This window comes from Moorena sp. SIO4G3 (assembly GCF_010692305.1).
GTDB classification, from domain to species: Bacteria; Cyanobacteriota; Cyanobacteriia; order Cyanobacteriales; family Coleofasciculaceae; genus Moorena; species Moorena producens_A.
On the sequence record NZ_JAAHIG010000303.1, the window covers coordinates 1 to 10,674 of the forward strand.

A 10,674-nucleotide genomic window follows, 5' to 3' on the forward strand; every position below is an offset into this window, starting at 1 on the left:
TATTGGCTTTTTCATTCATCACCCCCAGTTTCCCAGAAATAGAACTAGTAGCATTGGCTAAGTGACGCATGGTAGTTTCCATACGCATCAGGTCTTGTTGACCATGGCTAGCGCTATCAGCAGTAATTTGAGATAGCTGAGCGACTTGCTCCATAGTTTGAACTAATTGCCCAGAGGTATTGGCAATTTCTTGAGCTGTGGTTGTCACCTCGTTGGTGGAGGCTAATTGTTCGGTCATGGTTGCTTCTAATTGCTTACCAGAGGCAGCAATTTGGGTGGTGGAGCTAGTCATTTGGATCCCAGACTGCTGCACCTTATAGATCAATGAATTGAGATTTTCAGTCATCTTTTTGAGAGATGCCAGTAATTGTCCAATCTCATCCGTTGAGGTAATTTCTACCTTGGTACTCAGATTACCAGCGGAAACTTCTTCTGCTATATCTACTGCTTTGTTTAACGAATTAACGATATCGCGGGTGACAAAAATTCCAAAACCTAGAGTAGCCCCAATGATTAAAATGAAAGCAATCAGTACGATGTTGATGGTACGTTGTTGGTTTTCTTTAGCAATATTGGCTGAGTTTTGAGATAATGTAATGGCTCGCCGCAAGAGACTCCTCATTTCTGCTTTAAGTTCTTCTCGGGACTCTTGCATCCGTTCTGCAGCCAATTCCGCTTGATCGGGTTGATTGCTAACAATTAACCTGAACGCTTGCTGAGATTTATCACCATAACGATCATGCATTGTGTTATATGAATCTAATTCAGATTTAAAATCTGACCAGCCTTCTTTTTGCTCTTTACTTAACGCTTTTTTGATTTCACGTTTGACGATATTATCAACTTTTATAAGAGCGTCATGCACTAATCCATCCCGTCGGTTGAACTCCCCTCTCGCTTGATTCAACGTGTTTCTGGCAGTGGCGCTTTCTGCATATCGGTAATTAAATCGAAAGGCCCGTTCAAAATTAACCGCCTGAGCAAGTTGACTTTCTTGCATTTCCGTCATGTGCTGGATAAGGGGGAGATCCTCTTCAGCTATCTTACCGATTTCAGTCGCTAACTTTGACAGTTCTATCCAGGTAATTCCCCCTCCTAAAAGTATGGCAAAACTAGAGAAGATTAGTAGACCTAGTAGTTTAGTTGCAATTTTCATTTAACTCCAAGTAGCCCCTGTTGTTATTGACTTTTTAGGTTTTGTAGTCGTTGAATTCGCTGTCGGATTACCGTAGCTTTAGCCAGCTCCCCACGATTTTCTTGAAGTAAAGCCAGATGAAACAGTGCTTCGTAGTAATTCGGTTTCAGGTAAACCGCTTTCTGGAAGCATGGCTCAGCCTGCTCGTCATTGCCCAAGGCCTGATGGACTTCTCCGAGTAACACATAAGCCTCAGCACTAGTCAAATCTTGATTTAGGTAAGTTTGGCACAGTGTCGCCGCTTCCTCCAAACTTCCTTGATTGGCTAATCTCCTGGCTTTCTCAAGCAAGGATTCTTGTCCCTTTTCAAGCTCCCTTTGTAAGCAGGATTGTTTGATTTGTTTAGACTGTCGATTAACAAGGGCAGAGAGGGAAGATGATGTTGTTTGGTTTTCCTGGTTTTGCCCCTTGTGCTTTTCCTGTCTTGGATACGGAGAATGGATCAGCGTCACTGGGGACTTATCAGTCGGGAGTAACGATGAGGTTTCCCAATTTCTCCCCCGCCCCTGTTCTGACTCCCTGGTCTGGCGTTCTCCAAGATGTTTCACCTTCTGATAGGCAAAAGCAAAGGGATAGCGAACTGACACAAATCGATTGGTAGTTATTACTCCTGTTTCAGCAGACCCCACAAACAGCAAACCTTTAGGCATTAATAAACGATCTAAGAGTTCTATAGCACGGAAGCGGGCAGATTTATCTAAATAAATCAATAAATTGCGGCAGAATATAATGTCATAGTTGCTCTGAGCCAAGCCCAAGGGGTCTAGGATATTACCATGCTTGAAATTAACAGTGTTGCGCACCAACTGACATAATTCATAACCATCGGTCGTTTGCTTGAAATAGCGTTTTCGTTGCTGTAGCTGGTTGCCCCGAAACGAATTCCTGCTGTAGAGAGCACGTCGAGCTTTCTGCAATGCTTCCTTGCTGATATCAATGGCATCGAGCCGAAACTGATTAGGAGTCAAACCGACATCCAGCAAGGTCATAGCAATGGAGTAAGGTTCTTCTCCAGTAGAACAGGGTATACTTAACACGCGGAGGATGGGGTGGTTGGGATTGGGCAACCACTCAGATCTGAGGTAACGACTCAGAAACCCAAAGGGTTGTTTGTCCCGGAAAAACCAAGTCTCTAGGACAACGACCGTTTCAATCAGTGCTTCGAGTTCTTGAGGTGAGGTTTGAAGTTTCTGCAGATACGTTTGCTGATCCGGTAAGCCACAAGCCAATCGTCTGGTTTCTATCGCTCTAGCAATCTGCCTAGACCCAATAGTACTGCCATCCAAACCGATTTTCTTTCTCAGCAAAGCCTCGATAGTCGCCTGAATCATTACTATGAGTTCTTAGTTGTTAGTTAGTTGGTAGTTTTTGATTGTCTGCTCCAGGTAATAAGTATATCTGTTGGGACTCCGATAACAAATACTCTAGCCGGATTCGTTGGATCATGCCTTTTTCATCCATAATCATTTCTCCTAAATAAGGAGCGTCATTCATTTGAACTCCAGCATCGACCAACTCAGTATCTGGTTTCTTTAAGGTTTCTGTGATTCGTTCTGACATCAACCCCAGGCAATACTGAGTCTTATTATTGCCAACGTAATTGACCATTATAATCCGCGTGCTTAAGTGGGAGCGGCTGGGAGTACCTTGAATTAAATGGCACAGATCGATGACTGGGACAATTGCACCTCGGTAGTTAAACAAACCAGCCACATAGTCAGGAGCTTGGTGTATTTTTCGGAGGCTGACTCTGGGAATTACCTCCACGACCTGAGAACTATCCAGGGCATAAAGGTCATTTCCTACATAAAAAATTAACATTAACATCGGTTAATTGGTGGAAAAATTGGTGGGAATTGATATAACGATCGTGCTAAGAGTATTGTTTTTAAGTGATAGGGGATAGTCTTTTGATCTTTATTTAACATCATTGAGCCTCTAGATTTGTGAGTGTTGAAACCCCTAATTAGCTCTGAACTAGATTATGAAGTAAATGTGAAAAAATCCTGAAAATGTGAAGATACTCTCCTTTTTATGAAAAAAGTATGAAATGTGCCTCAAAAAAATGTGAACTAAACAAGGCTAATACCAATTCGGGACATTACGGCGACACATCAATTTCATCCATCTGGGCAGAGGGTAGACCGGCTTTTGCACAAGTGGCTCGGACTGAAATTTAAATGCTTACTAGCTTAAGCCTATACTTCCCCATTTACCTTCCTATCGCTCCATGGTAGAGTGTGTCCACTTGTTTCCATAATCTGCTCTAGGTGAAAACAAAGCATTTGCACTTGGATATGTGCCTCAAAATAGGGAGTTTTTCTACCCATGCTTCCGTTGGACTTGGAGCAAGCAGATCCACCCATACCTTCTACACGGGATCTACTGAGTATCCAACACCTTCACTATCACTTCACACTTCTAGGGGCTATAACCATTGCGGTGCAATCCTTTCATGAATTCGCCGGAGTTTGCCCCTTTTTACCTGAAATCCATATCTGTCAAGGGATTTGAGCTCTTAAGATTTACTTTATAAATTAGCTTTTAACGAATAGGGGAGTTTGAGGGGTCGAAATTCCCCATCCCTGGGACGGGTGGGTTTGAAGTTACCGTAAGAGAGGGTCGCCTTTATAGTTGCTAGGTTATGCAGAAAAGGGTTAAATCTTTTTTAATAGCGATGCAGCGCGGTCTTGGGAAGGCAGCGCGGTCTTGGGGGTCCCCCCCATGAGCGACTGCCGTGGTTTCCCCCACTCGCGCTTTGCATCAAGACAAGGCGACCCTCTCTAAGGTTTCGTCTCCGGGATGGATAGACCCCTGGCCGTAGGCCACGCTACGCGAACAAGGACTTAACGACACTTGAATATTTACCACAAAGTATATATAATGATATATAAGGTCGATGGATGAGTGCAAAGACAGTGAAGCATCAAGCCGTAAAAGTCAGAATTTACCCCACGCAGGAGCAAGTTCAGATACTTGCTCAACATTTTGGTTGTGCTCGTTGGTGGTGGAACTATGCATTAAATCAGTGTATAGAGACTTACAAGGAAACCGGCAAAGGGTTGTCTCGGTCTGCGCTCAATTCTATGTTGCCAAAACTCAAAAAAGATGAAAAAACTGTTTGGCTAAAAGACTGTTATTCTCAGGTTTTACAATCTGTAAGTCTCAACCTTAGTCGTGCATATCAAAACTTTTTTGAGGGCAGGGCTAAATATCCTAGGTTCAAATCATTCCATCATCGCCAATCAATCCAGTATCCACAATACGTCAAACAAGTAGGTGACTGCTTAAAATTCCCCGGGAAACTGGGTGTTATCAAGGCTAAAATTCACAGAGAACTAGACGGGGAAATTAAAACTGTCACAGTTAGCAAAACTCCATCTGGTAAGTATTACGCTTCTGTGTTGATGGAGTATGATTCGGACGATATAAAGCCATCCACCGACGGGAATGTGATTGGCATTGATTTGGGTATCAAGGATTTTGCGATCACTTACGATGGCAAAAAGACCTCTAAGTTTGGTAATCCCAGGCACTTAGCTAAATACGAACGAAAATTAGCAAAAAAACAGCGTATTGCCGCCCGAAAGAAAAAGGGAAGCAATGGACGGAAAAAAGCCATAAAGATTGTAGCTAAGGTATACGAACGGATTGGAAATGTCCGCCAAGACTACCTACACAAACTATCCAGAAAGATAGTTAATCAGAACCAAGTAGTAGTAGTTGAAAACCTAAATGTCAAGGGCATGGTTCGTAACCATAAATTAGCTAAAGCAATATCTGATCTAAGCTGGGGAACCTTTGTGAACTTCCTGTCTTATAAGTCTGAAAAAGAAGGGAAGGTATTGGTTGAGATAGACCGGTGGTTCCCCAGTTCTAAAACCTGCTCTAATTGTCATTACCGAATCAAAGAGTTGCCACTAGATGTCAGGACTTGGACTTGCCCAAGTTGTGGAACTCATCATGACAGAGATGCTAATGCGGCTAAGAATATTAGAGCAGAAGGGATCAGAATGCTATCCTCCTCTGGGACGGGGGAGGTCAACGCTAGTGGAGAAGAAGTAAGACCAAAGCTTGGACGTCCGTCTAAGTTGAGGCATTCTTCCGTGAAGCTAGAAGCCCCAACCTCTAAGAAGTAGGTTGGGGTAGTTCACGTGGTTTAATTATATTAAACTTAACAGCTGATAGCTGAACGCGCACGCGTGCGCGTAGCGCATTAGCTGATAGCTGACCGCTACATGGTGACAATTTGATTGACTAATAAATAACTGAATTATGGCTTTGATTTTTGAATGGCTGAGCAAAGTCTGGAACATCGTCTCGAAGGTGTTTACCACCAAACTGTTTCAGCTAGGCACCCAAGAGCTGTCTCTGATTATGATAGTCCAACTCATAGTAATGGCTATCATTACCTTATATATAGCTCGTAAACTGCAGGACTTGATTAAGCGTCGGGTGCTAACTCGCTTCGGGTTAGATCGTGGCACTCGCGAAGCATTGTCCTCCCTGATCGGCTATGTTCTAACTGTCTTAGGATTTTTGATTGTTCTGCAAACGGCTGGGATTAACCTCAGTTCCCTAACTGTTTTTGCAGGGGCAATGGGTATTGGTTTAGGCTTCGGACTTCAGAATTTAACCGCCAACTTTATCAGTGGTCTGGCGATTCTGTTTGAAAAACCAATTAAGGTGGGAGACTATGTCAAAGTTGATGACCTGTCAGGAACTGTAGAAAAAATCTCGATTCGCTCCACCACTATCCGCACCAATGATGGGGTGTTTGTTATTGTTCCGAATACTAGTTTCCTGGAAAACAATGTGGTTAACTGGAGTTATCAAGATCCCAGAGCTAGGCTCAGAATTCCTGTTGATGTTCCCGATGAAAGCGATCCAGTCATCGTCACAGAGGTACTGTTAGAAGCGGCTCGCAAAGAACCAGAAGTTTTACCATCTCCTGCTCCTGAAGTATATTTTAAAGGGTTTGGAGACGGCATGGATTTTGAACTCTTAGTATGGATCGACAATCCACCAAATATGGAATCAATTCAGAGTAGTTTGTATTATCTGATCGAAGAGCAACTTCGTGAGCAGGGAATCGAGCACGCCGAGCCTCAGAGAGACCTGTATATCCGAAATCTGAAGGACTTAGAATTTCTGCTACAAAAACCTCAACAAACTGCCGCTGCTAACGGCTCATTCTCTGATCAAGAACCCCTCTCTAAAAAAGCTGTAGCTACTGCCAGAACAAATAAAGTAAAAACTAACTCTAGAGGAAAAGTGACCCTGCGGGATCTCTTGCGGAAGGTGAGTTTCTTTGAAAAGTGTAGCGATAGCGAGCTGCGACATATAATTCAGCAAGGATATCGTCAAATGCTCAAAGCAGGGGATATAATCTGTGAAGAAAACGACCCAGGGGATTCATTTTATATTATTTTATCTGGCTTAGTTGAAGTTTTTGTAGAATCAATCGGAAAACGGGTTGCCACCCGCAAGCCAGGGGAATTTATTGGAGAGATGTCCTTGCTTCTGGGTACCCCCCGCACGGCTACCCTTCGCACCCTAGAAGACACGATTCTGTTTGTGGTAGACAGGGAAAATTTAAAGAGTCTTTTGGAAAAGCACAAAGATTTAGCTGACCAAATTTCCGAAGAATTATTCAAACGTAAGGAGACCCTAGATAAATTAGGAATAACGGTAGGTGTAACAGAGGAAAAAGAGAGTGGCACCAATCAGATTCGCCAACGCCTTCAATCACTCTTTGGGATTTGATAGGTTTGTTGGTAATGATTTGACAGCTGGGTTTTCAAGTTTGATTTTTTAGTCACCTAAAATCTTAGAAAATTGATAAAATTTTAGCTACCGATGAGTAACTGATTATCAGTTTTATTTTATTTTTAATCAGCTAGGTCAACTTGGAAACCTTAATTTGCTATAGTTAAAGATATTTTTGCTAATTCCGGATTCTCTACTACTTCTGGGTAAACCGCCACACCCCATCCCAATTCTGGGGTACCCCTTGCACCATTAATTGATTAATTCGATCTACATACAATAACGCTGTCTTATCGTTAGGATTGACAGCTAACACTTGATTAAAACACGCTTTAGCTTTCTCAAATTCTTGAGTTCGGTAGTACTCTATAGCGAGCTCAAATTCTGACTGGGTTGTTAACTTTAATTTCCTAACTTTTTCAGCTTCTCCTTCCAAGACTTCATAAACAGCAATTGGTTCATTTTTTCCTTTAACAATTGCTCGATCGAGAAACCGAATCTGGTATTGACTAGGATTACTCAATTGCTCTAAAGCTTGCTCGGAGATTAACAAAGACACGCCATAAAACTTAGTTAACCCTTCTAAACGAGCAGTTAAGTTTACATTATCCGAAAAAGCATCCCCTTGCATCCGAAATGTCTCTCCTACCATTCCCACCATCATCTGACCCACATGAATGCCAATGCCTACTTTAATTGGTAGATAGCCTTTGGCAATACGCCTGTGATTGTATTCTTCCACTCTGATTTGCTTGGCAATTCCCGCTGCTACTGCCTCATCGGTGCCATCAGGGAAAATAGCCATTATACCATCTCCGAGAAACTTGACGATAAAGCCGTTTTGATTGCGAATCTCGGGACTGACACGCTTGAGATAAGCATTAACAAAGTCGAAGTTTTCCTTCGGGGTCATGGTTTCTGAAAGGGTAGTGAAAGAGCGAATATCTGAGAACATGACCGCCATTTCTTTACTGACGTGGTTCCCCAGATATACATCAAGAATAGTTTCTTTTTGAAGAAAGTTAAGATATTCAAAGGGAACAAATCTGCTATAGGACGTATTGGTTTTTTCTAATTGCCGGTGAGCTTCTTGCAATAGTTTATGTTGTTTTTCTAATTCCCGATAGGACTGTTTGAGGTTGTTCCAAAGTGTGGTAGTAATACTTACAACTGCAGCACTAATAACGGTAAACAAGGGTGTAAATACGGGAATCAACCAGCCAGATAAAAAGGCAATATAGGAACTGGTAATAATAATAACTCCGGCTATAAGGGTGCCAACTCCAGTTACCCATCGCCTACGGACATACATCGATCCAAGGGTAGCACTATATCCAGACCAGAACACAATCCACAGCCAATTAAGGGATTTGACTGATGCTCGAAGCATGGGACGACCTTCATTAGCTGCACTCAAAATCTGGCTGGTGATATTGGCGTGAATTGCTATACCTGGTATTAATTCAGTGGGAGTTAGTAAGGTACTATTGTAGGGAGTGAGGTGATTGTCATTGAGACTTGGGGCTTTTGCCCCCAACAAGACAATGCGATCGCTCATCAAATTTGGGGGAATGCGATTGTCGAGAACATCAGTCATGGAGATAGTCAAAAAGCTCTCCTCACCGCCCCGATAGTTCAATAAGATTTGGTATCCTCCCATCTCTGCTTTGCTGTACTCTCCATCATTACTGGAGAGGGGTACAAACTTGGCTTTACCTAAACCGTATATCTTTTTATCGGGATTGATCGGCTCAAGTTTAATTCCGTCTTGTGCCAAATACATTAGCGCTAGTTTCACACCAAATCCTTGCTTACGGGTACCATCAGGTTTGCCCAGAAGAATGATCCCTCGCCGGATTTTGCTATCCCCATCGATGAGTACGTCGTTAGCTGCTACCTGACTCAATTTATCCAGCACTGGTGGCGCTGCAATGGGGTTGCCAGCAATTTTCTCAATTCCGATCACATTTGGGGTAGACTTAAACACCTCTACCAGTTCATCATGTCCAGGTTCAACCACTAGGTCTCGATAAATATCAATTCCAATCGCTCTTGGTTGCTGGGCTTTGATATTCCGAATTAGCTGAGCCATAACCCGATCTGACATCGGCCATTGCTTAACATATTTGATATCGGGTTCATCAATGGTGACCAGGACAATGCGCTCGTCAACAGATTCTTTTGGACGCAGCCGAAATAATTGGTCTTGGCTTGCCCATTCCAGTATCCGAAACAGTCCAGCATTGCTTCCTAAAATCACCAATCCTGCTATACTCGGCGCGATGAAGAGGACTGTTCCCCACTGTTTAATCTGTTGTTTTATGGTTTGCCACATTTGGCTTTAATGTCCGTTATTTTGGTGAGGTTGTTTCTTTATAGTATTCCCCTTTGAGTTCTGAAAATACTCGCGCTTGGGACAGGCAAGAGGCAAGAATCAAGAGGCAAGAGGCAAGAATCAAGAGGCAAGAGGCAAGAGGCAAGAGGCAAGAGGCAAGATTGAATAAAGTAAATAGTGATTTTTGGGAGCGATGCAGTCGCTAAAGGTAGAGAAATTCGGACAAGGGAACAGGAAACAGTAATAATATTTGACTCTCTCTTGATGCAGTCGCGCTATGGGGAAAACTCCCGTGAGGCCACTGCATCGCTATTGCCTATTGCTAGCTTGCCTATTGCTAGCTTGCCTATTGCTAGCTTGCCTATTGCTAGCTTGCCTATTGCTAGCTTGCCTATTGCTAAGTAGGTGGGCTTAATTATCTGTAAAATAGCGATTGAAATTTAAAATCCTGAAAACCATTGTAATCAAGGCTTTTAGCTTCATTTTCCTATTTTGAGTTTTAACGTTTATTTATGCCCACCTACTTAGCTTGCCTTAAAAGCATAAGCAATGTCGCTGATGAACATGATAATTGCTATATAAAAGCGCGATTAATTGGCTAGCTAATCTTATAACTTCTAAATAATCACAACTGCTCTCCCATCGGCTGAGTTGCGATCGCATCCAGTCCCACTTGTTCGAGTAAATCTTTCCACTCATTGGCTAGGGTTGTATTGTCAGGATCCAACCGTTGAGCAGTCACTAAAACCTCTAGGGTATCGTACCATATTCCCGCCTTAGCATATTCAGTAGCCAACGCGATCGCGGACTTGGATGACCCTTGGTAACTCACCGTTGATTTTACCCGTTTAACCCACCCACTTACTGAATAATTATCAGGTCGCAGGATACCGTCTGGTTCAATGGGTGCCAAGTACCAGAGGTAGTTTTGACCAATCTTTAATTCTGGTGCTGCTTCTGGTAGGGTAATACTAATCACTCCTTCCTGGCCAGAACTTTTGAGGGTTGTGTGATATTGGGAATTACCCTGTTCATCTTGCAAACTGAAAAAAACCTCAGTTGCTCCCAGGGCGGGCATATAAACAAATAGAGTTGGACGCGGTGATACGGTGTACCCGTGTTTTGTGGGTGGAAGCAATGCGGTTAGGGGGAGTTTACTACCTCTCGAACCCCCACCGATGCTAGTTCTGGGGCTGGCGGATTCTCCGGGTAGGTCAAATTCTACATCCCCTCTCGAACCCCCACCGATGCTAGTTCTGGGGCTGGCGGATTCTCCGGGTAGGTCAAATTCTACATCCCCTCTCGAACCCCCACCGATGCTAGTTCTGGGGCTGGCGGATTCTCCGGGTAGCTCAAATTCTACATTTCCTCTCGA

Annotated in this window: 10 protein-coding genes; 3 read left to right on the forward strand and 7 right to left on the reverse strand. The window is 43.2% G+C overall.

Annotated elements, in window-relative coordinates:
- The 4 genes from F6J99_RS33900 to F6J99_RS33915 all read right to left on the reverse strand — a co-directional run.
- Positions 1 to 1,156: methyl-accepting chemotaxis protein (locus F6J99_RS33900; RefSeq protein WP_293119694.1), on the reverse strand; the 1,156-nt coding region annotated here is incomplete at its 3' end.
- 23 nt (positions 1,157 to 1,179) lie between these two features.
- Entirely contained in the window at positions 1,180 to 2,526 is a 1,347-nt protein-coding gene (locus F6J99_RS33905) for a CheR family methyltransferase (protein ID WP_293119696.1), read from the reverse strand.
- Positions 2,527 to 2,545: 19 nt separating this feature from the next.
- A complete protein-coding gene (locus F6J99_RS33910) occupies positions 2,546 to 3,022 on the reverse strand; it encodes a chemotaxis protein CheW (RefSeq protein WP_070392966.1) in 477 nt (158 codons plus the stop codon).
- Between the two features lie 371 nt (positions 3,023 to 3,393).
- A complete protein-coding gene (locus F6J99_RS33915) occupies positions 3,394 to 3,561 on the reverse strand; it encodes a hypothetical protein (protein WP_293119698.1) in 168 nt (55 codons plus the stop codon).
- A 552-nt stretch (positions 3,562 to 4,113) separates the two neighbouring features.
- Between F6J99_RS33915 and F6J99_RS33920 the strand changes: the two genes are divergently transcribed.
- Both F6J99_RS33920 and F6J99_RS33925 read left to right on the forward strand, forming a co-directional pair.
- Positions 4,114 to 5,334: an RNA-guided endonuclease TnpB family protein gene (locus tag F6J99_RS33920; protein WP_293119711.1), complete on the forward strand. Its 1,221-nt coding sequence runs from the start codon at positions 4,114 to 4,116 to the stop codon at positions 5,332 to 5,334.
- 136 nt (positions 5,335 to 5,470) lie between these two features.
- A complete protein-coding gene (locus F6J99_RS33925; RefSeq protein ID WP_293119700.1) occupies positions 5,471 to 6,961 on the forward strand; it encodes a mechanosensitive ion channel domain-containing protein in 1,491 nt (496 codons plus the stop codon).
- Positions 6,962 to 7,160: 199 nt separating this feature from the next.
- On the opposite strand, the gene F6J99_RS33930 is transcribed toward F6J99_RS33925, so the two are convergent.
- Together F6J99_RS33930 and F6J99_RS33935 are read right to left on the reverse strand one after the other, a co-directional pair.
- Positions 7,161 to 9,299 (reverse strand): CHASE2 domain-containing protein, encoded by a 2,139-nt coding sequence (locus F6J99_RS33930; RefSeq protein WP_293119702.1) that lies wholly within the window; start codon positions 9,297 to 9,299, stop codon positions 7,161 to 7,163.
- A 16-nt stretch (positions 9,300 to 9,315) separates the two neighbouring features.
- On the reverse strand, positions 9,316 to 9,444 hold the full coding sequence (locus tag F6J99_RS33935) for a hypothetical protein (RefSeq protein ID WP_293119704.1): 129 nt from the start codon (positions 9,442 to 9,444) through the stop codon (positions 9,316 to 9,318).
- 32 nt (positions 9,445 to 9,476) lie between these two features.
- Between F6J99_RS33935 and F6J99_RS33940 the strand changes: the two genes are divergently transcribed.
- The gene (locus F6J99_RS33940) at positions 9,477 to 9,704 is read left to right on the forward strand and encodes a hypothetical protein (protein ID WP_293119706.1); all 228 of its coding nucleotides are present in this window, start codon (positions 9,477 to 9,479) and stop codon (positions 9,702 to 9,704) included.
- 220 nt (positions 9,705 to 9,924) lie between these two features.
- On the opposite strand, the gene F6J99_RS33945 is transcribed toward F6J99_RS33940, so the two are convergent.
- Positions 9,925 to 10,674, reverse strand: a 750-nt coding sequence (locus tag F6J99_RS33945; protein ID WP_293119708.1) for a DUF928 domain-containing protein, incomplete at its 5' end; no start/stop codon positions are given.

Excerpts from the sequence above, each read along its gene's own strand:
- F6J99_RS33910 (WP_070392966.1), bottom strand. The coding sequence starts at position 3,022 with ATGTTAATGTTAATTTTTTATGTAGGAAATGACCTTTATGCCCTGGAT.
- F6J99_RS33915 (WP_293119698.1), bottom strand. The coding sequence starts at position 3,561 with ATGGGTGGATCTGCTTGCTCCAAGTCCAACGGAAGCATGGGTAGAAAA.
- F6J99_RS33925 (WP_293119700.1), top strand. The coding sequence starts at position 5,471 with ATGGCTTTGATTTTTGAATGGCTGAGCAAAGTCTGGAACATCGTCTCG.
- F6J99_RS33930 (WP_293119702.1), bottom strand. The coding sequence starts at position 9,299 with ATGTGGCAAACCATAAAACAACAGATTAAACAGTGGGGAACAGTCCTC.
- F6J99_RS33905 (WP_293119696.1), bottom strand. The coding sequence starts at position 2,526 with ATGATTCAGGCGACTATCGAGGCTTTGCTGAGAAAGAAAATCGGTTTG.